The sequence below is a fragment of the Methylobacterium sp. D54C genome (assembly GCF_053345595.1).
On the sequence record NZ_JBKFAK010000025.1, the window covers coordinates 22718 to 46747 of the forward strand.

Below are 24030 nucleotides of genomic sequence, written 5' to 3' on the forward strand. Positions count from 1 at the left end.
ACAACACGTTTTCGGCTTGATCGAGCGGCCGTGATCGATGGTACGGGAGCCCCGGGCGCCGTGTAGAGGCGCGTTCGTGGGTCCCCGATGTCGTTTCGTTCCGCTCCGTCCGGTCTGCTCCTCGCCACCACCGCACTGACCACCGTCGCCCTGGTCCCGGCGGCCGCCGCGCAGGGCGCCGCCGTCCAGCTCGACGAGATCTCCGTGGAGGCCGCCCGCCCGGCGGCCGCCGCGGCCCCGACGGGCGGCGTCGGCGGCGGCAATGTCAGCCGCGGCGACGGCGGCGGCGCGGCCACCAGCGGCGGCGGCGGCGGCCCCTCCGGCGTCACCGGCTACGTGGCGCGCGTGAGCCCCGCGGCGACCAAGACCAACACGCCCCTGCTCGAGACCCCGCAATCGGTCTCGGTGGTCACCCGCGAGCAGCTCAACGACCGCAACGTGCAGGATCTGGCCCAGGCGATCGCCTACACGCCGGGCGTGTCGAGCAGCGTGTTCGGCTTCGATCCCCGCTACGATGCCTTCTACATCCGCGGCTTCAGCGCGACCTACAACGGCATCTTCCGCGACGGCCTGCGCCTCAATGCCGTGGGCCTGACGATCCCGCGCAGCGAGCCCTACGGGCTGGACGCGGTCACCATCCTGAGGGGTCCGGCCTCGGGCCTCTACGGTCTCGGCTCGCCCGGCGGCATCGTCGACTCGACCTCGAAGCGGCCGGTCTTCGTACCCTTCGGAGAGGTGCAGTTTCAGGCCGGCAACTACGACCGCTTCCAGGGCAATTTCGACATCGGCGGCCCGGTGGCGGGCACCGACGGGACGATGGCCTACCGCGTGACCGGCGTGAAGCGCCAGTCCAACACCTACCTGCCCGGCGGAGACGACGACCGCACCTTCATCGCCCCGTCCTTCACGTGGCGCCCGGATTCCGACACCAGCTTCACCTTCCTCAGCGAGTATTTCGAGTCGCGCCTGCCGGGAACGTCCTTCTTCTACAACGATCCGGGCTTCCGGGTGACCAATTTCTACTCCGGAGATCCGGCGCTCAACCAGTACAAGCAGCAGCAGTATCGCGTCGGATACGCCTTCGAGCACAGGTTCTCGCCGGATCTGATCTTCCGTCAGAACTTTCGCTACTACGACGTCCGCGCGGATTACGATTACACCTCGATCACGGGGCTGAACCCGGCCCGGACCCTGGGCGCGCGGACGGCCGGCGCCTACCTGGACACGCTGGGCCAGATCTCCCTCGACAACCAGCTCGAGGGCCGCTTCACCAGCGGTCCGATCCAGCACACCCTGATCGGCGGGGTCGATTACGCCCATTACGACTACACGCGCGCCTTCGGTTTCGGGGCCGCGCCGGACCTCAACCTCCTGATCTTGAACTACGGGCAGCAGGTCATCGCCCGGCCGCGCTACACGAACTTCCAGAGCCAGGCGCAGGATCAGATCGGCGCCTACTTGCAGGATCAGGCCAAGCTCGGGCGCTTCGTGCTGACCCTCACCGGCCGGCACGACTGGGTCTTCCAGAACACGAGCGACCGGACGGCCGGCACGGTCGCCGACCAGACCGATCGGGCCTTCTCGGGCCGCATCGGCCTGAATTACCTGCTCACCGACTTCCTGGTGCCCTACGCCAGCTACGCCACGACCTTCACGCCGCAGGTCGGCGTCGACGTGAGCGGGAACCCGTTCAAGGCCGCGACCGGCGACCAGATCGAGGCCGGCGTGAAGGCGGCCATCCCGAACACCAATATCACGACGTCGTTCTCAGGGTTCGACATCGTGCAATCGTCGCTCCTGCGGCAGGATCCGAACAACATCGCCAATCAGGTCGCGACCGGGTCGGTCGAATCGAAAGGGTTCGAGGCCGAGCTGACGGCGAACTTCGCGCCGGGAACCAACCTGACGCTGTCCTACACCCATCTCAACCTTCGCTATCTGCGCCAGACCTCCCTGGTCACCGGGCGGCCGATCGACGGCAACGCCCTCTCGGGGATCCCGGGCGACAGCTTCACCGCCTTCGGGACCTATCAGTTCGCACCCGGCTCGCCGCTGGCCGGCCTGCAACTGGGCGGCGGCATCCGCTACGCCGGGACGAGCTTCGCCGACGACGAGAACACCGTCCGCAACCCGACCGTGACCCTGTTCGACGCGCTGGTCGCCTACGATTTCGCGGCCCTCGACCCGAAGTACAGGGGCTTCCGCGCGCAGATCAACGCGTCCAACATCTTCGACCGCAGTTACACGACCTGCCAGGCCGGGTTCTGCTACCGCGGCGCGCCCGCGACAGTCATCGGCAGCCTGATCTACCGCTGGTAATGTCCGGGAGCGGGGGCCGCGGCATGGCAGGTCCCCGCCCCCGGCACTGGAGCCGGGATCGGAAACCGTCCTAAGGCCGGAGCATCGTCCTCCGACCCGGACCCGCCATGCTCTCGACCCTGCTGGTCGTGCTGCCGATCTTCGCGCTGATCTTCGCCGGCTGGCTGGCCCGGCGCGTCGGCGTGCTCGGGGCCGCCGCCACCACCGAACTCAACCGGTTCGTGGTCTTCCTGGCCCTGCCGGCGCTGCTGTTCGACGTGACCGCGCACGCCCACTGGAGCACCATCTGGAAGCCCGGCTTCATCGGGGCCTTCGGACTCAGCAGCCTCGCGATCTTCGCCCTCGCCGTGCTGATCCGCGGCGGGGCGGGGCGGCCGCTGGCCGACGCCGCGGTCGACGGGCTCAACGCCGGCTACGCCAATACCGGCTTCATGGGCTTCCCGCTGGCGCTCGTCGCCTTCGGGCCGGAGGCGCTCGCGCCCACCACGGTGGCGGCGATCCTCACGGTCTGCGGGGTCTTCGCGGTGGCGATCGTGCTCATCGAGACCGGTCTGCGGCGCGAGGCGGCCGCGTCGGGGAGGGGCGGCGGGGCGCGCCGGCCCGTGTGGTGGACGGTCGGCCGCTCGCTGGTGCGCAACCCGCTGCTGGTGGCACCGGTGCTGGGCGCGCTGGTGCCGAGCGCCGGCCTCGCCGTGCCGGACGCGGTGGCCACGTTCCTGAAGCTCCTCGGCGGCGCGGCGGCGCCCTGCGCCCTGGTGGCGCTCGGCCTGTTCCTGGCCCAGCCCCGCCAGACCGGGGACGGGCAGGGGCGCACCGCCGCGCTGCTCGTCGGCCTCAAGTTGGTGCTCCACCCGCTCCTGGCCTACGGCCTCGGCCGCTACCTGTTCGACCTGCCCCCGCTCCTGCTGCACACCGCGGTGCTCATGGCCGCCCTCCCCACCGGCACCGGGCCGTTCATGCTGGCGGAGTTCTACCGGCGCGAGGCCGACCTGACCGCCACCGTGGTGCTGGTCTCGACCGTGCTGGCCGTCGTGACGGTCTCGGCCTACCTCGCGGCGATCGCCTAGGCGGCCCGGTCGATCCCGGGCTCTCCGGACGGCCGCGGCCTCACATTCGGAAACCGGGCGACCACGCTCCTGCCGCAGAGGAATCGTAACGTTTGCCCCGTAGCGTCGTGGCGCGGAACGCCGTGTCCGCGCTAGAACGATCCGACAGGCAGGGGCGGAACGACGGCGGATGGTGGGTTCGGGAGTTTCCATCGCGGGGCGGATCGCCCGCCTCGCCTGCGCGACCGGCCTGGCGCTGAGCCTCTCGGCCTGCTTCCGGCCGCTCTACGGGCCGACCGCCTCGGGGGAATCCGTCCAGGCCCTGCTCGCCTCGGTCCAGGTCGACGACGTCGCGATGGCCCAGGGCCAGGAGCGCCTCGGCCACTACCTGCGCAGCGAGCTGGTCTTCGACCTCGACGGGTCCGGCCACCCGGCGACCAAGCGCTACCGGCTGAAGCTCTCGGGCTCCGAGATCGTGCAGACCCCGATCGTCTCCTCCACCACCGGCCGCGCCGAGGCCGGCACCCTGGTGGCCAACATCAAGTACAGCCTCGAGGACATGAGCGGCACCAAGGTCTACACCGAGGGTGTCGCCACCTCGACGGCGACCTACGACCGCTCGATCCAGCGTTTCGCCAGCCAGCGGGCGGCGCGCGACGCCGAGATCCGGCTGGCGAGCGTGCTGTCCGACCAGATCAAGAGCCGCCTCGCGGCCGTGCTCTCGACGAAGCCGTAATCCGACGTGACGGCGGTCAAGGCCGGCGAGATCGAGGGGCTGATCCGGCGCGGGCCCGATCCGCGCATCCCCGTCATCCTGGTCTTCGGGCCGGATACCGGCTTGGTGACCGAGCGGGCCCGGAAGCTCGCCGAGGATTTCGTCGACGACCCGGCCGACCCGTTCGCGCTGGTACGGATCGACGGCGACGCCCTCGCCTCTGATCCGGGCCGGCTGTGCGACGAGGCCGGGACCCTGGGGCTGTTCGGCGGCCGGCGGTCGATCTGGGTCCGGCCCGGCACCCGCAACTACGCGCCGGCCGTCGAGGCCGTGCTGGGCGCGACGGTCGCCGACGCCCGCATCGTGGTGGAGGCCGGCGACCTCGCCAAGAACAACCCGCTCCGCACCCTCTGCGAGCGCTCGCCGAAGGCGCTGGCGATCCCGTGCTACGCCGACGACGAGCGAACCCTCTCGGACCTGATCGAGCGCACGCTCCAGGAGCGCGGCCTGCGCATCGACCGCGCCGCCCGGGAGGTCCTGGCCCGCAGCCTCGGCGGCGACCGCCGGGCGAGCCTGATGGAGATCGAGAAGCTCGCCCTCTACGCCGCGGGGGAGGGGGACCGGACCGTGACCCTCGAGCACGTGGAGGCCGTGACCAGCGACGTCGCGGCGAGCGTGCTCAACACCCTGATCGACGCCGCCTTCGACGGCCGCCGCGACGCGGTGGAGCGCGACTACCGCCGCTTCCGGCACGAGGGCCTCGACCCGGGCGTGGTGCTGGGCTCGGCGCTGCGGCACGCCCTGACGCTGCTCACCACCCGCCTCGACAATCCCGACAAGACACCCGCCACGATGGTGGCGACGTGGCGGGGCCTGCATTTCAAGCGCAGGGCCAGTATCGAGGGCCAACTCGGTGCGTGGCCGCCCGGGACCCTCCGGCAGGCCGTGGCGGCCCTGCAGGAGGCCGTCCTCGCCTGCCGGCGGGCCGAGCCCGACTTGGCCCACGCGCTGGCCTCGGCGGCCCTCCTGCGGGTCGCCGAGGCGGGCGCGCGGCGGCGGCGCTGAGGCCGCGCCGCCGGTGGCGCGGATTGCCTTTCCCGCACCGGAGAGGGGGGTACCGCGCGACAGTCTTGGCCGGAGGGGCCCGCAGGCGAGACGGCTGCGACACGACCCGACACGGACAGGGACGCGCGATGTCGGTGCTCCATCGCCCGGCCCGGACCGCCTGACCTGAGCGAGACACCACGCCCTCTACCACCGCGCGCCGCGGCCTGCTGACCGGGCCCACGCCGGGCCGGCGCCGGGCTCGCTCAGCCCGGGCCCCCGGGCTGGCCGGGACGGTTCCTCAGGCGTCCGAGACCTTGAACCGGTTGAGGAGGGCCTGCAGCTCGTCCTGAGTCTCGTAGCGGATGCGGATCTCGCCCGAATCGGCGTCCTTGGGCTTGTAGGAGACCGGGACGCCGAGGGCCCGGTGGATCCGCAGTTCCAGGTCGCGCACCGTCGCGGGACGCTCGGCCGAGAGGCGCGGGCGCCCGGGGCGAGGCGTCTCGGCTGGGGCTGCCTCCGCGGAGGCGATCGCCTCCACGTCCCGGACCGATAGGCTCTCGGCCACGACGCGCCGCGCCGTCGCCTCCGGATCGCGCACAGCCAGCAGCGCGCGCGCGTGGCCGGCGGTCAGCTCGCCCGCGGTGACCCGCTCCTGCACGGACAGCGGCAGGTTGAGCAGCCGGAGCGTGTTGGCGAGATGGCTGCGGCTCTTGCCGAGGATCTCGGCCAGCTCCTTCTGGGTGTACGAGAAATCCTTCATCAGGCGCTCGTAGCCGGACGCCTCCTCGATCGCGTTGAGGTCGGTGCGCTGGACGTTCTCCAGGATGGCGAATTCCAGGGAGCCGCGGTCGTCGATCTCGACCACCACCACCGGCACCTCGTCGAGGCCGGCGCGCTGGGCGGCCCGCCAGCGCCGCTCGCCGGCCACGATCTCGAAGGTCCCGGGCACGTCGCCGATCGGGCGGACCACGATCGGCTGGATGATGCCCCGCTGGCCGATCGAGGCCGCCAGCTCGGACAGCTCCGTCTCGGCGAAGCTCCGGCGCGGGTTGCGCGGGTTGGCGCGCAGGAACTCGATCGGAACCCGGCGCTGCTCCTCGGCCTTGGCCGAGGCCTTGCCGGCCTCGTTGAAGTCACCGATCAGCGCCGCGAGCCCGCGCCCCAGTCGAGGCTTCGCCCCCTCCTCCGCCATGATCGCCACCCGTGTCACGCTCCACACTCGCCCCTCGAACCGGGAGGGGGACTCAAACCCGTCAGGCCGCAGCCGGAACCCGGCCCTCGCGCTGGATCACCTCCGAGGCGAGGCGCAGGTAGGCCTGACTGCCGGCGCATTTCAGGTCGTACAGCAGCGCCGGCTTCCCGTGCGAGGGCGCCTCGGAGATCCGGACGTTGCGGGGGATCACGGTCTCGTAGACCTTGTCGCCCATGAAGCCGCGCACGTCCGCCACGACCTGGGCGGAGAGGTTGTTGCGCGGGTCGAACATCGTCAGCACGATGCCCTGGATCGTCAGCTTCGGGTTCAGGGCGCCGCGGACCTGCTCGACGGTGCGCAGCAGCTGGCTGAGGCCCTCCAGGGCGAAGAACTCGCACTGCAGCGGCACCAGCACCGCGTCGGCGGCGGCCAGCGCGTTGATGGTCAGCAGGTTGAGCGAGGGCGGGCAGTCGATCAGCACGTAGCTGATCCGGCTGAGGCTCGGCGCCTGGGTCAGGCTCTTCAGCACGCCGCGCAGCCGGTGCGCCCGGTCGGGGAGGGTGGCCAGCTCAAGCTCCAGGCCGAGGAGGTCCATGGTCGAGGGCGCCAGCGACAGCCGCGGCACGGCGGTGGGGACCACCGCCTGCGCCAGCGAGGCCTCGCCGGCCATGACCTCGTAGGTCGAGACCCGGCGCTTGGCGCGGTCGATCCCGAGACCCGTGGAGGCATTGCCCTGCGGGTCGAGATCGACGACCAGCACGTCCTCGCCGATCGCCGCCAGGGCGGTGCCGAGGTTGATCGCCGTCGTGGTCTTGCCGACGCCGCCCTTCTGGTTGGCGAGCGCCAGAACGCGCAGAGGGCGTCGCATGGATGAATCCATGGACCTGTCGGCGGGGTCGCCGAGGATCGCTTCGCTCATCGGTGGCTCGGGGCGGCGAGGGCAGTGACGCGCACGATCCGGGCTTCGGAATCGGTCCGGCTCGGCACGAGGTCGTTAACGACTCTCCACTGCGCGCCGGCCTGGGTCAATTCGGCTTGTACGTCCCGCCCCTTCGGAAACAGGCCGGTGGTGCCCGTTTTCAACAGAGGCTCCGTCCAGGCGAGGAGCTGCGCCATCGGGGCGAGGGCGCGGGCGCAGACCACGTCGGTCCCGACGTACTCGCCGATCACCGCCTCGATCCGGGCATTGCGCACCCGGGCCGGCGCCCCGGTGAGCCGGGCGGTCTCGGTGAGGAACGCGCACTTGCGCGCGTTGCTCTCGACGAGGTCGACCCGGACGCCGCGCTCTTGGCCGGCAATGGCCAGGATCAGGCCCGGGATGCCCGCGCCGGAACCGAGATCGAGCCACGTGCGGGCCTCCGGCGCGAGGTCGAGGAGCTGCAGCGCGTCGTCGATGTGGCGGCTCCAGACCTCGGCCAGCGTCGCGGGGCCGACGAGGTTCTTGATCGGCTGCCAGCGCCGCAGCTGCGCCACGTAGAGGTCGAGCCGCTCCGCTGTTTCACGTGAAACACCGGCCGCCGCGAGGATACGGGCGCGATCCGGATCGCTCATGCCGGGAGCCGGTCTGCGGGGGCCGACGCCGCGCGGGCCCCGCGCCGCGCGTGGGCGGCCAGCAGGGTGAGGGCGGCCGGCGTCACGCCCTCGATCCGCGCCGCCTGTCCGAGGGTCCCGGGGCGCACGGTCTCGAGCTTCACCCGCGTCTCGTTGGAGAGTCCGCTGATCGCCGCGTAGTCCAGCCCCGCCGGCAGGCGCACGGCCTCGTCCCGGCGGAAGGCCGCGATGTCGGCGTCCTGCCGGTCGAGATAGACCGCGTAGGTCGCGTCGGTCTTCATCCGGTCGGCGATCCGCGGGGCGACCTCGGCGAGGTCCGGCCACACCGCCGCCAGGTCGGACCAGCCGATCTCCGGGTAGGCGAGGAGCTGGAAGCCGGTGCGGCGGATGCCGTCGCGGTTCAGGACGATCCCGTGGGCCGCGGCCTGGCTCGGCGTCAGGCTCACCGCGTCGAGGCGGGCGCGCGCCGCGTCGAGCGCCGCCTGCCCGGCCGCGAAATGGGCCGCCCTGTGTCCTCCGACGCAGCCCAGCGCGATCCCGCGCGGCGTCAGCCGGGCGTCGGCGTTGTCGACCCGCAGGGACAGCCGGTACTCCGAGCGCGAGGTGAACATCCGGTAGGGCTCGCTGACTCCCTGGGTCACGAGGTCGTCGATCATCACGCCGAGATAGGACTCGGCCCGGTCGAAGCCCGCGATGCCGAGGCCGCCCGCGTGCCGGGCGGCGTTGAGGCCGGCCACCAGCCCCTGGCCGGCGGCCTCCTCGTAGCCCGTCGTGCCGTTGATCTGGCCGGCCAGGAACAGGCCCGGCAGGCTCTTCACCTGAAGGCCGACGTCGAGTTCCCGGGGGTCCACGTAATCGTACTCGATGGCGTAGCCCGGCCGCAGGATGGCGGCCCGCTCCAGCCCGGGTATCAGGCGGACGAGGTCGTGCTGCACCTCCTCGGGCAACGCCGTCGAGATGCCGTTCGGGTAGATGGTGGGATCATCGAGCCCTTCCGGTTCCAGGAAGATCTGGTGGCCCTCCCGGTCGCCGAAGCGCACGACCTTGTCCTCGATCGACGGGCAGTAGCGCGGGCCCCGGCTGGCGATGCCGCCGGAATACATCGGCGAGCGGTGCAGGTTGGCGCGGATCAGGTCGTGGACGGCCCGGCTCGTCCGGGTGATGCCGCAGCGGATCTGCGGCGTCGTGATCCGCTCGGTCAGCGTCGAGAACGGCACCGGCTCGGCGTCGGCCTCCTGCATCTCCAGGCCGGACCAGTCGATGGTCCGCCCGTCGAGGCGCGGGGGCGTGCCGGTCTTCAGGCGCCCGAGGCGCAGGCCGAGCCGGTCGAGGGTCCGCGCCAGACCGACCGCCGGCGCCTCGCCGACGCGGCCCGCCGGGATCTGCCGCTCGCCGATATGGATCAGGCCGCGCAGGAAGGTGCCGGTGGTCAGCACCACCGCGCCGCAGGCGAGGGTCCGGCCGTCGGCCAGGACGAGGCCGCGGAGGCGGCCCTCGGCGTCGAAGGCCAGGTCCTCGCAGGCGCCGGCGATGACCGTCAGCCCCTCGGTCCCGGCCACGGCCGCCTGCATGGCGGCCGCGTAGAGCTTGCGGTCGGCCTGGGTCCGGGGGCCGCGCACCGCCGGACCCTTGCGGCGGTTGAGCAGGCGGAACTGGATGCCGGCCGCGTCGGCGACCCGGCCCATCAGCCCGTCCAGGGCATCGACCTCGCGGACGAGGTGGCCCTTGCCGAGGCCGCCGATCGCCGGGTTGCAGGACATCGCCCCGATCGTCGCCGGATCGTGGGTGACCAGCGCGGTGCGCGCGCCGCAGCGCGCCGCGGCGGCGGCGGCCTCGACGCCGGCATGGCCGCCGCCGACGACCGCGACGTCGAACCGGGCGGAGGAGGGGGTGAGCATCGGGTACCGAGCAGCCTTTCGCGGACATCCCGCCGCGGGTGCGAGGAGCGCCCCGGGCCGTGCACGGCGGGTGGGCGCGGGACCGGCGGATCTGCCGGGAGGTCTAAGCGCGCGCGGGCGCGCCGGTCAACGCGTCCCGCCCGCCGGAACGACGCCCCCTCCGCCGGCGGCGGCGGATCCTCTGGATGCGGTATTCAGAACGCCCGCTGCGCGAAGATCTGTCGTTCCCGCGCCCATTGCTGTCGCGGATCCCGCGAGGACTTGGGCGTCGCGCCTTGCCAGTCTCTCCGGGCCGTGCAAATCTTGCGCCGTGACGCGATCCTGTGCGGACAACGCCGTCCGGCAGGCCCACGAGAGGGACTGTTTTCGCCGCGCCGCCGAGCGACGCGCGAGGAGGAGACTCGAGATGTCGTCGCTGACAATCGGCCTAGGCGCCGCCTGTTGCGCGGCCGGCGCCGCCGCTCATTTCCTCGACCGCACCCGGCGCAAGGAAGGCCTGTTCGGCCTCGCGGGCTTTGCCCTGCTCCTGACCGGGATGTTCCTGAGCCGCTCCTGAGGGGAAGCGGGGGCGCGTCGTCTCGGGCCAGGCTTCCCGGCCGAGCGTCGCGCCGGCCGGGATGACCGCACCGCGCGCGCGGACGGCCGCACGGTGCCTCCCGCGGCCCGCGAACGCGGGGCGCCGAGCCGGCTCAGCCGGTCATGGCCGTCGCAGTGTAGCCGGCCTTGGTCAGGGCCTCGGCGATGGTCAGCGCCTGCGCGTCGGTGCGGATCGCCACGCGCGCGGCGTCCCGGTCGACCTGCACGTCGGCCGCGGGATCGATCCGCTTCACCGTGCGGGTCACCGCGGCGGCGCAGCCGTCGCAGGTCATGCCCTCGACCCGCATCAGCAGGTCGGCGCGCGTCTCGTCCATCGGGGCCTCCATAACCGCCTCCCCGGGATGTCGGGGCCCGGCGGGGCCAGCGCAAGCCGGGTGTCGGCTCAGAACAGCGCCGGCATGCGGAAGGCGTAATCGATGCGCAGGCCGAACTGATACTGGTTGGGGTTGCCGAACGGGCGCCGCACCAGCGGGCTGTTGCCGGAGGCGCCCAGGATCCGGGTGTAGCCGGCATAGGCCGTGTAGGCCCAGGTCTCGCTCTGCGTGTAGGTCACGCCGCCGAGCACGCCGGCCGAGTAGAAGCTGCGCGGATCGTAGGGGGTGACGCGCCCGTTCAGCGCAGCCTCGATCGGCGAGACGCCGAAGTACTTCCGGGCGTAGCTGGCATCGCCGACATTGAGGCGCGGCCCGATGGAGAACAGGAACTTCTCCGCCGGGATCAGGTAGTCGGCCGCCACCGAGCCGACCGTTCCGTGGTGCCCGTAGACGCCCTGGCGCAGCTCGACGCGGGTCCGGATGAACGAGACCGGGTAGAACTCCGCGAACACGCCGGGCTCCACGGCGAAGCGGGCGTCGCGGAAACCGTACAGGTGGCGCCGGTCGTCGCCGTAGTAGCGCCCCGGCACGAAGCGCGCGGTCGGGCCGATGCGGAACGACTCGGTGTCGAAGAGCGAGAAACTGAACCCGTCATCCGGCGTCGAGAACCGGCGCGGCTCGCCGACCCGGCGGATGTCGATCGACGGGTAGCCGACGGCCGTGTAGTCGCTCGCGCCCGGATAGCGCGGCACGGCCTGGATCGAGCCGCTGAGCGTGACGATCCAAGTGTTGGGATCGACCATCGCGAAGGTCGGCGTGGTGCGCGGAAGATCCGCGCCGAGATCCGCGGCCCGCGGCGCCGTCGTGCCGAGGGTCGCGAGGAGCGCGCCGGCGCCGAGAACGGCGCGAAATCGGGGAGTACGCGGGGGGGCGGGCGTCATGGCCACGCTTTATGATCCTTTTTCATCCCGTCCGCATTCGCAAGCCGCGCAACCCTCCCCGGATCGCCCCGCAATCGGGTCCGCCGTGATGAATCCGCAACGTTCCAGCGGGCGCGGGCGTCACACCGCCCGGAATTAACAGGCGGCGGCGCGCCATCGCGGTCCCTGAGCCTTGCCGGGCGGGGTGCGGGCGGCCAATGATCCTGCGATTCGGTTCGCGCCCGGTGGGGATCGCTCGGGATGTCCCCCGGCGACCGGCGCGCGTTCCTGGCAGGTGTTCAGACGATGGTCCCGGTCCTCGGCCGGTACGCGGGGCTGCTGACGGTCGGCCTTCTCGGGCTCGTCGTTCTCGGGCCGCTCGCGGTGTTCCTGCCGCTCTGGAGTGCCCTGACGCTCGGCGCCGCGGCCGCCCTGGCGGGCGGTCTCGCCCTGACCCGTATCGCCACCCTCAAGGCGCGCTGCGAGAAGCTGTCCGGCGAGGTCGATCTGCTGTCCCGGCGCCTGCTCAAGGTCGAGACGGCGGCCGCGACCGCGGCGGCCCAGCCGCGGCCCGAGACCGCCGAGGCCGCCCTGCGCGCCCAGATCGAGGAACTGACCGTCGAGTTCGGGCTCCTCAGCGGGATCGTCCGCGACCTCACCACGGTCGTGAGCGCCCAGGATGCCGAGATCGCGGGCCTCAAGGCGAGGCCGGAGATCGCGCCCGAGATCAGGCCCGTTATCGGGCCCGCGATCGCACCCGCCGAGGCGCCCCGGCCCCTGCCCACGGTGCCCGGCGCAGCCCTTCCGGATGCCGCAGCGGCCCCGTCGCCGCAGCCAGCGCCGGTACCGCCTCCGCAGGTTCAGGCCGCCTCGCTCGAGCAAGTCCCGCCCCGGTCTCAGCTCGCCCCGGCCCCGTCCGTCCCGGCGCGGCCGATTCCGCCGCGGCCGATCCCGCCCCGCCCCGCGATCCCCCCCGCGGACGAGGGCGCGATCGTCGCGGCCTTCGAGGGGGACGGTCTGGAGATCCATCTGCAGCCGGTGGTCACCCTGCCGCAACGCAAGGTGGTGGCCTACGAGGCGCTGGCCCGGCTGCGGATCGGCGGCCCCGGCGCGCCGCCGGCCGAGCCCGAGGTTTTCCTGCCGGTGCTGGAGCGCTACGGGCGCACCACCGAGCTCGACCGCCGCATGCTGCAGCGGGCCACGATCGTGGCGCGCCACCTCGCCCGGCGCGGCAGCGAGACCCTGCTGACCTACGGGCTGTCGCCGCTGTCGCTGTTCGAGCCCGGCCTCCTGCGCGAGCTGGCCCGCACGGCCGCCGACGATCCGGCCCTGGCCGGCCTGACCATCGCGTTGCCGCAGGAGAGCTGGCGCCGTCTCGATGCCGGCCAGCGGGGCCTGCTCGCGCCCCTGCAGGGTCGGATCGGGTTCAGCCTCGACCGCCCGGACGACCTCCGCTTCGACGCGGCCGAACTCGCGGCGCTCGGCATCGGGCAGGTCAAGGTGCCGGCGGAGATGCTGCTCCGGCCCGGCGCGGGCCGCGGCAGCCTGTCGGACATCGCCCTGGAGGACACCGCGCCGGCCCTGGCCCGGGCCGGGATCCGCGTCGTCGCCACGGGCGTCGCCGACGAGGCCGACGTCCCGGACCTGATCGACCTCGACGTGCCGTTCGCGCAGGGGACGGCCTTCGCGGCCCCGCGCCCGGTGCGCGCGGAGGTCCTGGCGACCCAGCCCGCCGAGGAGCCGACGCCCCCGCCGGAGCCGGAGCGGCGCCCGTTCCGGTCGGTCCTGCGCAGGGCCGTGTGAGAGCCCGTGCGAGGGGCCGCGCCCGGGCACGCTGCGGGCCCGGCGAGCCCGGTCACCAGTAGATCTGCAGGCGCGCGATCACCGTGTCGACCGTGAACGGGCGGGTACCCAGCGTCTCGGCCTGGGCCACCCCCGGCTGCACGCGCCCGTGCACGACGTTCCCGATCAACCGGAGGTTGGGCTCGGGATACCAGCTCAGACCGAGGGTCACGTCCTGCTCCATGCCCCCGCGGAAGCCCCGGGCGTCCAGGTCGACGGCGCTGTAGCGCACCGCAAGCTCGAACACCCCGATCCCGCCCCGGGAGAGCCGCTGCGCCTCCGGAACCGTCACGCCGCGGAAGGTCGCGTAAGTGGTGCCGCTCTGCGGCGTCAGCGCGTAGGCGCGGCCCTCGCCGTTGAGCACCAGGGCCGCCTCGACGTAGCCGCCCTGGAAATCGAGCGCGGTGCCGGGCTGGCCGGGACCGCGGAACGGCTGCAACGCGGCCCGGATGTACTCGGCCTGCAGCAGGAACGGGCCGCGGCGATAGGCCAGCTCGGCGCCGAGGCGCGACACGCTGGCGGCGTCGGGGAGGTCGCCCGTATCCACCAGGGGGCGCTCGAACAGGAAGGCGCCGGCGGGGCTGGAGAAGCTGAAGGCCCCGTCCGACCGGGACCGGCTGCGGAAGACCCCGGCGAGACCGAGATGCAGGGTCTCGTCCCCTTCCATGATCGGCGCGACGGTGGCGCGGGCCGCCACCGCGACACCGTCCCCGTCGATGCCGCTGCTGGCGGCGTTGCCGAAGACGCCGACCACCGCGGTCCAGGCGGCCCCGTGGTGCCCGGCCGCGAAGCCGAACCGGCGCTCCGGCACGAGGGCGTTGGCCACCGAGCGCTCGGCGAACAGCGTGTCGTTGTTGCTCTGCAGCCATTCCAGGCTGAAGGGCTCCTTCATGTTGCCGAGCGTCAGGATCGTGTCCGGCAGCCCCTTCCAGGCGACCAGCGCGTCGTTGATCGGCAGCATCGGGTCGGCGAAATCGTACTGAAAGGCGATCACCCAGTCGCGGCCGATCGTGAGCGTCGGCTCGATCCAGGCCCGGCGCACGGCGACGTTGTCGGGGAAGGCCTCGGGCAGGTCCGGCCGGCTGAAACCCGCCGCGCCGCCGTCGATGTGCAGCCGCCCGCCGATCCGGAGCTTCACGTCGGGCTCGGGGAAGGTGAGCGTCAACCCCTTCGCGTCGTAGCGCAGGCGCTCGCCGTAGGGGCCGGCCATCCCCTCGAACGCGTCCTCGCCGGCGCCGGCGGGGCCCGCCAGGGCGAGGGACACGGCCAGGATGGCCGGTGCGGTGCGCGTTCCGATCACGCGACCAGCAGAGAGCAGGTCGGCCGGGCGGCGCCAATCACCTGGCGCAGTTGAAGCCGGAAATCCGCGCGTCGTGGCCCGGCGGCCACGACCGTCGGTGGTCGGACCGGCGCCGGCCTAGACGGCGCGATTGTCGATCAGCCGGGTCCGGCCCAGGAAGGCCGCGGCGATGACGCGGGCCGGGCCGTCGACCCGCTCCACCGGCACCAGGGTCCGGGCGTCGCAGACCGCGAGGTACTGGACGCGGAACCCCGCCGCCTCCAGCGCCGCCCGCCCGGCGGCGATCCGGCCGGCCACCGGGGTGCCGTTGCGGGAGGCGGAGGCGATCTCGGCCAGGACGGCCTGGAGCTTCGGGGCGACGGCGCGCTCCTCGGCCGAGAGGTAGCGGTTGCGCGACGACAGCGCGAGGCCGTCGGGCTCGCGCACGGTCGGCACGCCGCGGATCTCCACCGCGAGGTCGAGATCCGCCGCTACCTGCTGGAGCACGCGGAGCTGCTGGAAGTCCTTCTCGCCGAACAGGGCGACGTCCGGCCGGACCTGGTTGAGGAGCTTGGTCACCACCGTGGCGACGCCAGCGAAATGGCCGGGCCGGAACGGCCCGCACAGCCCCTCGGTCAGGCCCGCGACCTCGATCCGGGTGGCGAAGCCCGGCGGGTACATGGTCTCGGCGCCGGGCGTCCAGGCGGCGTCCGCGCCGGCCCCCGCCAGCAGGGCCAGATCCGCGTCGAGGTCGCGGGGGTAGCGGGCGAAATCCTCGTTCGGGCCGAACTGGGTCGGATTGACGAAGATGCTGGCCACGGTCCGGCGGCCGATCCGCCGCGCCTCGGCCACGAGGGCGAGGTGCCCTTCGTGCAGGGCGCCCATGGTCGGGATCAGGACGACGCGCTCGCCCGCCGCGCGCCACGCGGCCACGCATCCGCGCAGGGCTGCGAGGTCGCGGAAGGACTGGAAGGTCGACTCGGACACGGCACGGGCTCCGGGGGAGGGCAGGGCCGGTCTAGAGCATGATGCGGGGCGGTGGAATCCGGCAGTCGACGCCGGACCGAGTCGTCGCGATCGGCGTCAGGGGCAGTAGGGCAGGAGGGAGCGCCCGAAGGGGTCGTCCACGCCCAGCGGCGGCGTGAAGCCGTAATAGCTCGGATGCCCCAGGCCGTACTCGGAGCCGACGTAGCTCGGATCGTCCGGGGCGTTGGTCGGCACGGGCACCCGCCGGGGCGTGCAGCCCACCGGCACGCGACGGGACCGGACCGCGTAGACCGGCCGACGGTCGAGGCCGTCGTTGCGCGGGAAGAAGCGGGGGCTGCCGCCCACGCCCGCCTCGGCGCCGTAGCGGAGGTCGAGATCGGCCGCCCGGCCCGGTGCCGCGAGCAGCAGGACGAGTCCGAGCGCCGTCACCGCCCTGCGCGCCGTCTCCCGCATGCCGCCCCTGCGCCGCCTTCGTCTCTGTCGGAAGGCGACACCGTGCGACGGCAGGGTAAACGAGTGATTACCGCGGGATCACGTCAGCGACACGACGAGGGCGTCCAGGACGGCGGCCAGATCGCTCTCGGTCAGCCGGATCTGCAAGCCGCGGCCGCCGCCGTTGACGTGGATCTCGGCCGCCGGCTCGGTCAGGGATCCGGCGTCGATCGCGGTCGGGAAAGACCGCTTCTGTCCGAGCGGGCTGATCCCGCCGACATGGTAGCCGGTCAGCCGCTCGGCATCGGCCGGCTTGAGCATGGACGCGGCCTTGCCCGAGAAGGCGGCGGCGACCCGCTTCATCGACACCTCCCTGTCGGAGGCCACGAGCAGGCAGACCGTCCGTCCGTCCACCGACGCCATCAGGGTCTTCAGTACGCGTCCCGGGTCCACCCCGAGCGCCTCCGCGGCCTGCAGGCCGATGCGCGGCGCGTCCGGATCGTACGCGTAGACGTGGAGGCTGTACCGGATGCCGGCCTTGTAGAGGGCGAGCGTCGCGCGGGTCGTCTTGGAAAATGTCTTGTTGGGTGTCTTGGCGGCTGTCTTCATGGTTCGTCCGGTCAGGTCGAATGGGCGCGCGCGGCGATGAGGCGGCCGATCTCCGCGTAGGCCGCCGCGCAGGTGTCGGGGGAGGCGGTCGATTCCGTGACGTAGACCGCCGCGAGGATCGGCGCGCGCCCCGGCGGCCGGAGGATCGCGACGTCGTTGACGGTGCCGTTGTCGCCGCTCCCGGTCTTGTCGCCCGCGATCCAGTCGGGCGGCAGGCCGGCCCGCAGGCGCTTCCGGCCGGTCTCGCAGGCGACCATCCAGGCCTCCAGCCGGGCGCGCGAGTCCGGCGACAGGACGGTTCCGAGGAGGACACGGCCCAGGGTCGCCCGCATGGCGTCCGGCGTGGTCGTGTCGCGCGGGTCGCCGGGCAGTGCGGTGTTGAGGGTCGGCTCGGTCCGGTCGAGGCGGGTGACGGGATCGCCGGTGGTCCGCAGCCACGCGGTCAGCGCCTCGGGCCCGCCGAGATCCGCCAGGAGCAGGTTGGCGGCCGTGTTGTCGCTCCAGATCAGCGTGGCCGCGCACAGGTCCGCGACGCGCATCCGCCCGGTCCCGGCGCCGGCCTCCAGCGCCTTCCGGGTCACGGGCGCGTAGCTCAGGAGGTCGCCGGGCCCGTAGCTGACGACCCGGTCGAGGGTCTCGCGGCCGACATCGACCCGCGCCAGGACCGCCGCCACCGCCAGCGCCTTGAAGGTGCTGCACATCGGGAAGCGCGCGTCGGCGCGGTATGCGGCGAGGACGCGGTTCACCGAGGCGGCCGCGATCCCGAGGCGGCCGCCGAGCCGGCGCTCGATGGCAGCCCAGTCCGGCTCGGCCTCCGCGGCGCGCGCGGACAGGACCGGGGACGCGGGGAGGGCGGCGGCGAGGGGCGCGGCGAGCAGGCCGAGGCCGACGGCGCGGCGGGTCCGGACGATCATGGCGCATCCCCATTCGAGATCGCGACGGCGCAAGCGGGTGCGGCGCGTCGGCGCCGGGATGGTATAGGGCGACCGCGATTGTTTCACGTGAAACTCCGCCCCTCGCGCGGCCCTGTGGGACCATGACCGATACCGACACGCTCTTCGCGCCGGCCAGCGGCTACGGCCGGGCCGCCGTCGCGGTGATCCGCATCAGCGGCCCGGCCGCGCGCGACGCGCTCGTCGCCCTGGGCGGACGCCTGCCGCCGCCCCGCCGGCTGTCGCTGCGGAGCCTCCGGGATCCCCACGACGGCACCGAGCTCGACCGGGCGCTGGTGGCGTGGTTTCCCGGGCCCGACACCTACAGCGGCGAGGATATGGGCGAGCTGCACCTGCACGGCGGCGCGGCCGTGCGGATGCGCGTCCTCGCCACCCTCGCCCGCCTCCCGGGCTGCCGGGCCGCCGAGCCCGGGGCTTTCACCCGGCGGGCCGTCCTCAACGGGCGGATGGATCTCGCCGAGGCGGAGGCCGTCGCCGACCTGATCGACGCGGAGACCGAGGGCCAGCGCCGGCAGGCCCTGCGCCAGCTCGACGGCGCGCTCAGCCGGCAGGTGGCCGCGTGGCGCGCGGAGGCGATCGACTGCCTCGCCGCCGCGGAGGCCGCGCTGGACTTCGCCGACGAGGGGGACGTGGACGATGCCGGGCTCGACGCGGCGCTGCTCGACCGCGCCGCCCGCCTGCGCGACGCGATCGCCGCGGCGCTGCGCGACGGCCAGCGCGGCGAGCGCCTGCGTGACGGGTTCATGGTGGTGCTGGCGGGGGCTCCGAACAGCGGGAAATCGACCCTGCTGAACGCGCTGAGCCGACGGGACGTGGCCATCGTGTCGGACAGCCCGGGGACGACCCGCGACGCCATCGAGGTGCGGCTCGACCTCGGCGGCCTGCCGGTCCTGCTGGTCGACACGGCCGGGCTCCGCGAGACCGCGGAGCCGATCGAGGCGGCGGGGATCCTGCGGACGCGGGCGCGGATCGACATGGCCGATCTCGTGGTGGCCCTCATGCCCCCCGGCGGCGCGGTTCCGGACCTCGGGCCGGCGCGCTGTCCGGTCCTGACCGTCCGGACCAAAGCCGATCTTTTTGCCGGCTCAGAACAAGCCGGGAATCCGGCCGACGTGGCGGTCTCGGCCCATACTGGCGCCGGCATGGGCGCCCTGCTCGATGCCATCCAGGCCGCGGCCGAGGACGGTCTCGGCACCGGCGACGCGCTGATCACCCGCGCCCGGCACAGGGCCGCGCTGGAGGCCTGCATCGGCCATCTGGATCGCGTCTCGGGGAGTGCCGGCGGTCTCCCGGAGCTGGCCGCGGAGGATCTGCGGCTCGCGGTGCGGGCGCTCGGCGCGGTCGCGGGCCATGTCGGCGTCGAGGATGTCCTCGACCGGCTGTTCGGCGGGTTCTGCATCGGGAAATAGATTTAAAGCCGGCAATCAATCGAGCTGGAATCGGGCCCGACGCGGCTTCGCTACTGGGGGATCCGCAGGATCCGCGGCCGCCAGATCCCGAGCGCCACGTTCGCGGTCGCGACCGCCAGCAGGACCCAGAGGGTGCCGCGCTCGCCGGTCAGCGAGACGGCCAGCACCGCGGGATCGACGAGGCCCGCCAGCGCGCGGGCACTCTGCTCCGCCTCCTGCTTCATCGGGCCCTGGACGTAGACCAGCCCGCCCTCGAACATCAGGACGCCGGTGGCGAGCTTCACCCACGCCCATCCGGCGTTGAGGAAGGCGCGGTTCAGCGCCATCGCCAGCAGGCCCGACATCAGCGTCACCGCCAGGGCGGGCAGGAAGATCCAGGTGGCGACGGCGCCCATCGCGCCCCGCATCGCCGCGTAGCCCGTCAGGGCGGACGGCGCGGGCGCCAAGCTCAGCATGACGACCAGGGACGCCATGGCCCCCAGCAGCCCCGCGCACCCCATCGTGTGGAGGAATTTCAGCAGGCGTCGCACGGCGTCTCACCCGGGCCGTTTCGGCGCAGCCTAGCGCGGGGCGCCAGGGGGCGATAGCGGCGCGCCGGTCGCAGGGCTCCCGGCCGGAACGCGGCGCCCGCGAGGACGGAGCGGACCGTCAGCTCCGGAGGCCCGGCGCCTCCTGGCCGGTGCGGGCCACGTACTCGGTGTAGCCGCCGCCGTACTGGTGGATCCCCTCCGGCGTGACCTCGAGGACCCGGTTCGAGAGGGCGGCCAGGAAGTGCCGGTCGTGGGACACGAACAGCATCGTCCCCTCGTAATTGGCCAGCGCCTCGATCAGCATCTCCTTGGTGCCCATGTCGAGGTGGTTGGTCGGCTCGTCGAGCACCAGGAAGTTCGGCGGGTCGTAGAGCATCAGCGCCATGACCAGCCGGGCCTTCTCGCCGCCCGAGAGCACCCGGCAGCGCTTCTCGACGTCGTCGCCCGAGAAGCCGAAGCAGCCGGCCAGCGCCCGCAGCGACCCCTGGCCGGCCTGCGGGAAGGAATCCTCCAGGGTCTGGAACACCGTGCGGTCGCCGTCGAGCAGATCCATGGCGTGCTGGGCGAAGTAGCCGAGCTTGACGCTGCCGCCGACCGTGACCGAGCCGTCGTCGGGCGCGGTGGTGCCGGTGACGAGCTTGAGCAGCGTCGACTTGCCGGCGCCGTTGATGCCCATCACGCACCAGCGCTCCTTGCGCCGCACCGAGAAGTCGAGTCCCTCGTAGATCGTGCGGCTGCCGTAGCGCTTGTTCACGCCCTTGAGCATCACGACGTCGTCGCCCGAGCGCGGTGCCGGCTGGAACTCGAAGGCCACCGATTGCCGCCGCCGGGGCGGCTCGACCCGCTCGATCTTGTCGAGCTTCTTCACCCGGCTCTGCACCTGGGCGGCGTGGGAGGCCCGGGCCTTGAACCGCTCGATGAAGGCGATCTCCTTCGCCAGCATCGCCTGCTGGCGCTCGTACTGCGCCTGGGCCTGCGCCTCGTTGAGCTTCCGCTGGCCCTCGTAGAAGGCGTAGTCGCCCGAGTAGGTGGTGAGCGCGCCGGCGTCGATCTCGATGATCTTGGTGACGATGCGGTTCATGAACTCGCGGTCGTGCGAGGTCATCAGCAAGGCGCCGTCGTAGCCCTTCAGGAACGATTCGAGCCAGATCAGGCTCTCGATGTCGAGGTGGTTGGACGGCTCGTCGAGGAGCATCACGTCCGGGCGCATCAGCAGGATGCGGGCGAGCGCGACGCGCATCTTCCAGCCGCCCGAGAGGGCGCCGACGTCGCCGTCCATCATCTCCTGGCTGAAGCTCAGCCCGTCGAGCACCTCGCGGGCCCGGCCCTCCAGGGCGTAGCCGTCGAGCTCCTCGAACCGGGCCTGGACCTCGCCGTAGCGCTCGACCAGGGCGTCCATCTCGTCGGCGCGGTCCGGGTCGGCGAGCGCCGCGCCGAGCTCGGCGAGCTCGGCCGCGACCGCGCTCACCGGGCCGGCGCCGTCCATCACCTCGGTGACGACGCTGCGGCCCGACATCTCGCCGACGTCCTGGCTGAAATAGCCGATGGTGATGCCCCGGTCGGCCGCGACCTGCCCCTCGTCGGGCTGCTCCTGGCCGATGATCATCCGGAACAGGGTGGTCTTGCCGGCCCCGTTCGGGCCGACCAGGCCGACCTTCTCGCCCCGCTGGAGGGCGGCCGAGGCCTCGATGAAGACGAGCTGCCGCCCGTTCTGCTTGGTGATCTTGTCCAGGCGTATCATGGCGGCGGGCGCTGTCCGGGAGGTCGCTGTCCGGAAGGTGTCCGGGAGTATCCCGGCCGCTTACGGCATCGGCCGACGCGGCGCAAAGGCAGGATGCCGCAGTGCGGGATAATGCTTGCGTCCGGCGCAGGCCTGGGCGCATCCCGGGACCCGGGATGAGGCTCGGCCGTTGCCCTGGGCAACATGAGGATCGCGATGCTGTTCGGTTGGTGGATGACGGGCATGGACATGGCCATGCTGGGGCTGGAGGCGCAGGGCGTCATCGCGCAGCGCATGGCGATGTTCGCCCTCGGCGGCCCGGCGGCCCAGGCCGAGGCGCAGCTCATGGTGACCGAGAAGATGCTGGCCGCCGGCGAGGCGGCGCTCATGCTCGCCGCGGGCGCCTCGAACGGCAAGGTGATCCGCAGCTACCGGCGGAAGGTCCAGGCCAACGCCCGGCGGCTGAGCCGGGGGTGAGGCGCGTGCCCGCCGGATCTCCGCGCGCCGTCAGTGCGAGAGGAGCGAAGCAATCCAGCGGCGCCACATCCGGCGACGTCACGTTACCCTGGGTCGCTTCGCTGCGCTCGCGATGACGGAGGCGGCTCGTGAAGCCGCGATCCGCCTTCAGTTATTGGCCGTCCGGAACGTGTCGCAGGACTTGGTCTGGCCGCTCTTGTAGCCGGCCATGAACCAGCGCTGGCGCTGGGCTGAGGAGCCGTGGGTGAAAGAATCCGGCACCACGTAGCCCCGCGAGCGCTGCTGGAGCGCGTCGTCGCCGATCTGCGCGGCGGCGTTCAGCGCTTCGTCGATGTCGCCCTGCTCGAGCTCGGCGTACTTGTCGTTGGAGTTCTTGGCCCAGACGCCGGCGAGGCAGTCGGCCATCAGCTCGATCCGCACCGAGAGGGCGTTCGCCTCGGTCTTGCTGGAGGCCTGCTGCTGGCGCTGCTGGACCTTGCCGAGGATGCCGAGCACGTCCTGGACGTGGTGGCCGACCTCGTGGGCGATGACGTACGCGTAGGCGAAGTCGCCCTTCACGCCGAACTTCGAGGCCATCTCCTTGAAGAAGCCCGTGTCGAGATAGACCTTCTTGTCCAGCGGGCAGTAGAACGGGCCCATCGCCGCCTGGGCCGAGCCGCAGCCGGAGCGCGTGCCGCCGGTGTAGAGCACCAGCGTTGTCGGGGTGTACTGCTTGCCGGTCTGCTGCGGGAGGATCTGGCTCCACACGTCCTCGGTGTTGCCGAGGATCTTGGACGCGAACCGGCCGCTCTCGTCAGTCGGGGCCTGGCGCCGCTTGGCCTGGGTCTGCGGGTCGACCTGCTCCTGCTGGCTGCGGCCGCCGCCACCGATCTGCTGGGCGCCGCCAATCAGGATCGCCGGGTTGATGCCCGTGAAGTAGCTGATGATCAGCAGCACCACGATGGTGCCGATGCCGAGCCCGCCGGCGCCGCCGCCGGGAAAGCCCATGCCGCCACCGCCGCCGCCCTCGCCCCGGCGATCCTCGACGTTGTCGGAGCTGCGTAGATCTTCCCAGCGCATGGTTGGGTCCCGCCATCGGTGCTGCGCCGGCCGCCTCGGGCGGGCCGGGATTGGCTGTGCGTCGTCGTGTCCGGCCGATGGCGCGCCAGCAGCGGGAACGAAGCTCTAATGGCGGGAGGGGAGAGCCGGTTCCGTCACTCCGGTCAAGCTCGCGGTCACGCTTTCCCGTCGAGGAGGGCGCGCAGGGACCGGAAGTCCCGCCACGCGAGGCGCTTCTGGACCGGCTGGCGCAGCAGGAAGGCCGGGTGGAGCGTGGCGAGCAGCTTCACCTCGCGGTTCGGCAACTTGTACGGGAAGAGGCGGCCTCGGGTCCGCAGGATGCCGTCCTTGGTGCCGGTCAGCGTCTGGGTCGCGGGCGCGCCGAGGCAGACGATGATGTCCGGGTCGACGAGTTCGATCTGGCGCTCCACGAAGGGCCGGCACACGGCCACCTCCTGGGGGGTCGGGTTGCGGTTGCCCGGCGGCCGCCAGGGCACGATGTTGCCGATATAGGCGCTCGTCCGGTCGAGCCCGACCGCCTTCATCATCTTGTCGAGGAGCTGGCCTGAGCGGCCCATGAACGGCTTGCCGATCCGGTCCTCGTCGGCGCCGGGCGCCTCGCCGAGAAACATCACCCGCGCCTCGGGATTGCCGTCGGCGAAGACGAGGTTCTTCGCCGTGAAGCGCAGCGGGCAGGCGTCGAAATCCGCGAGAATCCGTTCGAGCTCGTCGAGGGACTTGGCCTGCCGCGCCCGGGCACGGGCGTCGCTCGCGGCCTCGTCGGGCTGGGCGCTGGCGGCGCGGCCGAAGGTGCGCGGCGCCGCGGTGGGCGCGGCCGTGCCCGGGGGCGCCGATCCGGGGGGCGGCACGAGCGTGTTGGCGACCGGGCTGACCGGCTGCTCGGCGGCCCGGGGGGGCGCCCGGCGCGGCGTGCGCAGGGTAGGCGCGGGCGTGTCGGCCTCGTTGAAGCGGTCGTGCGGGTGCTCGTCGAGCGCCGCGTCGGCCCCGGCCTCCACGTGGAAGTCGAGATAGGCGATCAGGTCGGCTTGCGCGTCGGTGGGGCTCGGCATGGGACTCAGCATGTGGGATCGCCGGGGCCTGTGGACAACTCGCCGAATCGCTCCGGGTGGCAAGCACTTGCGTGACCGAACAGCG

Annotated in this window: 23 protein-coding genes; 8 read left to right on the forward strand and 15 right to left on the reverse strand. The window is 72.7% G+C overall.

Annotated features, from left to right (window positions below; genetic code table 11):
* The first annotated feature begins 87 nt into the window (after positions 1 to 87).
* From ACLBYB_RS27880 to holA, 4 genes are all read left to right on the forward strand, one after another.
* Positions 88 to 2319 carry a TonB-dependent siderophore receptor gene (locus tag ACLBYB_RS27880; protein WP_447700715.1) on the forward strand — a complete coding sequence of 744 codons (2232 nt, stop codon included), beginning with the start codon at positions 88 to 90 and terminating at the stop codon, positions 2317 to 2319.
* Between the two features lie 107 nt (positions 2320 to 2426).
* Positions 2427 to 3386 (forward strand): AEC family transporter, encoded by a 960-nt coding sequence (locus ACLBYB_RS27885; RefSeq protein WP_447700716.1) that lies wholly within the window; start codon positions 2427 to 2429, stop codon positions 3384 to 3386.
* A gap of 169 nt (positions 3387 to 3555) precedes the next feature.
* The gene (lptE, locus tag ACLBYB_RS27890) at positions 3556 to 4101 is read left to right on the forward strand and encodes an LPS assembly lipoprotein LptE (protein WP_447682445.1); all 546 of its coding nucleotides are present in this window, start codon (positions 3556 to 3558) and stop codon (positions 4099 to 4101) included.
* A 6-nt stretch (positions 4102 to 4107) separates the two neighbouring features.
* Positions 4108 to 5145 carry a DNA polymerase III subunit delta gene (gene holA / locus ACLBYB_RS27895; protein WP_020094291.1) on the forward strand — a complete coding sequence of 346 codons (1038 nt, stop codon included), beginning with the start codon at positions 4108 to 4110 and terminating at the stop codon, positions 5143 to 5145.
* A 280-nt stretch (positions 5146 to 5425) separates the two neighbouring features.
* On the opposite strand, the gene ACLBYB_RS27900 is transcribed toward holA, so the two are convergent.
* The 4 genes from ACLBYB_RS27900 to mnmG form a co-directional block, all read right to left on the reverse strand.
* On the reverse strand, positions 5426 to 6319 hold the full coding sequence (locus ACLBYB_RS27900; protein ID WP_026605106.1) for a ParB/RepB/Spo0J family partition protein: 894 nt from the start codon (positions 6317 to 6319) through the stop codon (positions 5426 to 5428).
* Positions 6320 to 6380: 61 nt separating this feature from the next.
* Entirely contained in the window at positions 6381 to 7238 is an 858-nt protein-coding gene (locus ACLBYB_RS27905; RefSeq protein WP_020094293.1) for a ParA family protein, read from the reverse strand.
* Positions 7235 to 7870 carry a 16S rRNA (guanine(527)-N(7))-methyltransferase RsmG gene (gene rsmG, locus ACLBYB_RS27910; protein ID WP_091927653.1) on the reverse strand — a complete coding sequence of 212 codons (636 nt, stop codon included), beginning with the start codon at positions 7868 to 7870 and terminating at the stop codon, positions 7235 to 7237. Before rsmG ends, ACLBYB_RS27905 begins: the two co-directional genes overlap by 4 nt.
* Positions 7867 to 9768 (reverse strand): tRNA uridine-5-carboxymethylaminomethyl(34) synthesis enzyme MnmG, encoded by a 1902-nt coding sequence (gene mnmG / locus ACLBYB_RS27915; protein WP_447700717.1) that lies wholly within the window; start codon positions 9766 to 9768, stop codon positions 7867 to 7869. The genes rsmG and mnmG overlap by 4 nt, the downstream gene beginning before the upstream one ends.
* A gap of 406 nt (positions 9769 to 10174) precedes the next feature.
* Here mnmG and ACLBYB_RS27920 point away from each other — a divergent pair, with 406 nt between their 5' ends.
* Positions 10175 to 10324: a hypothetical protein gene (locus ACLBYB_RS27920; protein ID WP_020094296.1), complete on the forward strand. Its 150-nt coding sequence runs from the start codon at positions 10175 to 10177 to the stop codon at positions 10322 to 10324.
* Between the two features lie 133 nt (positions 10325 to 10457).
* Here ACLBYB_RS27920 and ACLBYB_RS27925 read toward each other — a convergent pair whose 3' ends face one another.
* Positions 10458 to 10679 carry a heavy-metal-associated domain-containing protein gene (locus ACLBYB_RS27925; RefSeq protein ID WP_026605107.1) on the reverse strand — a complete coding sequence of 74 codons (222 nt, stop codon included), beginning with the start codon at positions 10677 to 10679 and terminating at the stop codon, positions 10458 to 10460.
* 68 nt (positions 10680 to 10747) lie between these two features.
* Complete coding sequence (locus ACLBYB_RS27930) at positions 10748 to 11626, reverse strand: MipA/OmpV family protein (protein WP_056533515.1); 879 nt, start codon at positions 11624 to 11626, stop codon at positions 10748 to 10750.
* Between the two features lie 234 nt (positions 11627 to 11860).
* On the opposite strand from ACLBYB_RS27930, the gene ACLBYB_RS27935 reads away from it, so the two are divergent.
* On the forward strand, positions 11861 to 13402 hold the full coding sequence (locus ACLBYB_RS27935; RefSeq protein ID WP_447700718.1) for an EAL domain-containing protein: 1542 nt from the start codon (positions 11861 to 11863) through the stop codon (positions 13400 to 13402).
* A gap of 52 nt (positions 13403 to 13454) precedes the next feature.
* Here the strand turns inward: ACLBYB_RS27935 and ACLBYB_RS27940 are convergent, their stop codons facing one another.
* From ACLBYB_RS27940 to bla, 5 genes are all read right to left on the reverse strand, one after another.
* Complete coding sequence (locus tag ACLBYB_RS27940; RefSeq protein WP_091927657.1) at positions 13455 to 14741, reverse strand: OprO/OprP family phosphate-selective porin; 1287 nt, start codon at positions 14739 to 14741, stop codon at positions 13455 to 13457.
* Between the two features lie 117 nt (positions 14742 to 14858).
* Entirely contained in the window at positions 14859 to 15707 is an 849-nt protein-coding gene (panC, locus tag ACLBYB_RS27945; RefSeq protein ID WP_447700719.1) for a pantoate--beta-alanine ligase, read from the reverse strand.
* A 96-nt stretch (positions 15708 to 15803) separates the two neighbouring features.
* A complete protein-coding gene (locus ACLBYB_RS27950; protein WP_091682708.1) occupies positions 15804 to 16160 on the reverse strand; it encodes a hypothetical protein in 357 nt (118 codons plus the stop codon).
* A 78-nt stretch (positions 16161 to 16238) separates the two neighbouring features.
* Entirely contained in the window at positions 16239 to 16748 is a 510-nt protein-coding gene (locus tag ACLBYB_RS27955) for an aminoacyl-tRNA deacylase (protein WP_447700720.1), read from the reverse strand.
* 11 nt (positions 16749 to 16759) lie between these two features.
* Entirely contained in the window at positions 16760 to 17662 is a 903-nt protein-coding gene (bla, locus tag ACLBYB_RS27960; RefSeq protein WP_447700721.1) for a class A beta-lactamase, read from the reverse strand.
* Between the two features lie 122 nt (positions 17663 to 17784).
* Between bla and mnmE the strand changes: the two genes are divergently transcribed.
* The gene (gene mnmE, locus ACLBYB_RS27965; protein WP_447700722.1) at positions 17785 to 19110 is read left to right on the forward strand and encodes a tRNA uridine-5-carboxymethylaminomethyl(34) synthesis GTPase MnmE; all 1326 of its coding nucleotides are present in this window, start codon (positions 17785 to 17787) and stop codon (positions 19108 to 19110) included.
* Positions 19111 to 19160: 50 nt separating this feature from the next.
* Here the strand turns inward: mnmE and ACLBYB_RS27970 are convergent, their stop codons facing one another.
* Complete coding sequence (locus tag ACLBYB_RS27970; RefSeq protein ID WP_447700723.1) at positions 19161 to 19640, reverse strand: hypothetical protein; 480 nt, start codon at positions 19638 to 19640, stop codon at positions 19161 to 19163.
* A gap of 118 nt (positions 19641 to 19758) precedes the next feature.
* Positions 19759 to 21381, reverse strand: coding sequence for an ABC-F family ATP-binding cassette domain-containing protein (locus ACLBYB_RS27975; protein WP_020094307.1), 1623 nt, complete (start codon positions 21379 to 21381; stop codon positions 19759 to 19761).
* A 195-nt stretch (positions 21382 to 21576) separates the two neighbouring features.
* On the opposite strand from ACLBYB_RS27975, the gene ACLBYB_RS27980 reads away from it, so the two are divergent.
* Positions 21577 to 21837, forward strand: coding sequence for a hypothetical protein (locus ACLBYB_RS27980; RefSeq protein ID WP_020094308.1), 261 nt, complete (start codon positions 21577 to 21579; stop codon positions 21835 to 21837).
* A gap of 147 nt (positions 21838 to 21984) precedes the next feature.
* Here ACLBYB_RS27980 and ypfJ read toward each other — a convergent pair whose 3' ends face one another.
* Together ypfJ and ACLBYB_RS27990 are read right to left on the reverse strand one after the other, a co-directional pair.
* Positions 21985 to 22896, reverse strand: a complete 912-nt coding sequence (gene ypfJ, locus ACLBYB_RS27985; protein ID WP_020094309.1) for a KPN_02809 family neutral zinc metallopeptidase — start codon at positions 22894 to 22896, stop codon at positions 21985 to 21987.
* Positions 22897 to 23051: 155 nt separating this feature from the next.
* A complete protein-coding gene (locus tag ACLBYB_RS27990; RefSeq protein WP_447700724.1) occupies positions 23052 to 23957 on the reverse strand; it encodes a uracil-DNA glycosylase in 906 nt (301 codons plus the stop codon).
* Positions 23958 to 24030 lie beyond the last annotated feature (73 nt).

Bases quoted from the DNA above. Each gene is read 5' to 3' on its own strand.
- ACLBYB_RS27880 (WP_447700715.1), top strand. From the start codon at position 88: ATGTCGTTTCGTTCCGCTCCGTCCGGTCTGCTCCTCGCCACCACCGCA.
- ACLBYB_RS27885 (WP_447700716.1), top strand. From the start codon at position 2,427: ATGCTCTCGACCCTGCTGGTCGTGCTGCCGATCTTCGCGCTGATCTTC.
- lptE (WP_447682445.1), top strand. From the start codon at position 3,556: ATGGTGGGTTCGGGAGTTTCCATCGCGGGGCGGATCGCCCGCCTCGCC.
- ACLBYB_RS27900 (WP_026605106.1), bottom strand. From the start codon at position 6,319: ATGGCGGAGGAGGGGGCGAAGCCTCGACTGGGGCGCGGGCTCGCGGCG.
- ACLBYB_RS27905 (WP_020094293.1), bottom strand. From the start codon at position 7,238: ATGAGCGAAGCGATCCTCGGCGACCCCGCCGACAGGTCCATGGATTCA.
- rsmG (WP_091927653.1), bottom strand. From the start codon at position 7,870: ATGAGCGATCCGGATCGCGCCCGTATCCTCGCGGCGGCCGGTGTTTCA.
- mnmG (WP_447700717.1), bottom strand. From the start codon at position 9,768: ATGCTCACCCCCTCCTCCGCCCGGTTCGACGTCGCGGTCGTCGGCGGC.
- ACLBYB_RS27920 (WP_020094296.1), top strand. From the start codon at position 10,175: ATGTCGTCGCTGACAATCGGCCTAGGCGCCGCCTGTTGCGCGGCCGGC.
- ACLBYB_RS27925 (WP_026605107.1), bottom strand. From the start codon at position 10,679: ATGGACGAGACGCGCGCCGACCTGCTGATGCGGGTCGAGGGCATGACC.
- ACLBYB_RS27935 (WP_447700718.1), top strand. From the start codon at position 11,861: ATGTCCCCCGGCGACCGGCGCGCGTTCCTGGCAGGTGTTCAGACGATG.
- ACLBYB_RS27950 (WP_091682708.1), bottom strand. From the start codon at position 16,160: ATGCGGGAGACGGCGCGCAGGGCGGTGACGGCGCTCGGACTCGTCCTG.
- ACLBYB_RS27955 (WP_447700720.1), bottom strand. From the start codon at position 16,748: ATGAAGACAGCCGCCAAGACACCCAACAAGACATTTTCCAAGACGACC.
- bla (WP_447700721.1), bottom strand. From the start codon at position 17,662: ATGATCGTCCGGACCCGCCGCGCCGTCGGCCTCGGCCTGCTCGCCGCG.
- mnmE (WP_447700722.1), top strand. From the start codon at position 17,785: ATGACCGATACCGACACGCTCTTCGCGCCGGCCAGCGGCTACGGCCGG.
- ACLBYB_RS27975 (WP_020094307.1), bottom strand. From the start codon at position 21,381: ATGATACGCCTGGACAAGATCACCAAGCAGAACGGGCGGCAGCTCGTC.
- ACLBYB_RS27980 (WP_020094308.1), top strand. From the start codon at position 21,577: ATGCTGTTCGGTTGGTGGATGACGGGCATGGACATGGCCATGCTGGGG.
- ypfJ (WP_020094309.1), bottom strand. From the start codon at position 22,896: ATGCGCTGGGAAGATCTACGCAGCTCCGACAACGTCGAGGATCGCCGG.
- ACLBYB_RS27990 (WP_447700724.1), bottom strand. From the start codon at position 23,957: ATGCTGAGTCCCATGCCGAGCCCCACCGACGCGCAAGCCGACCTGATC.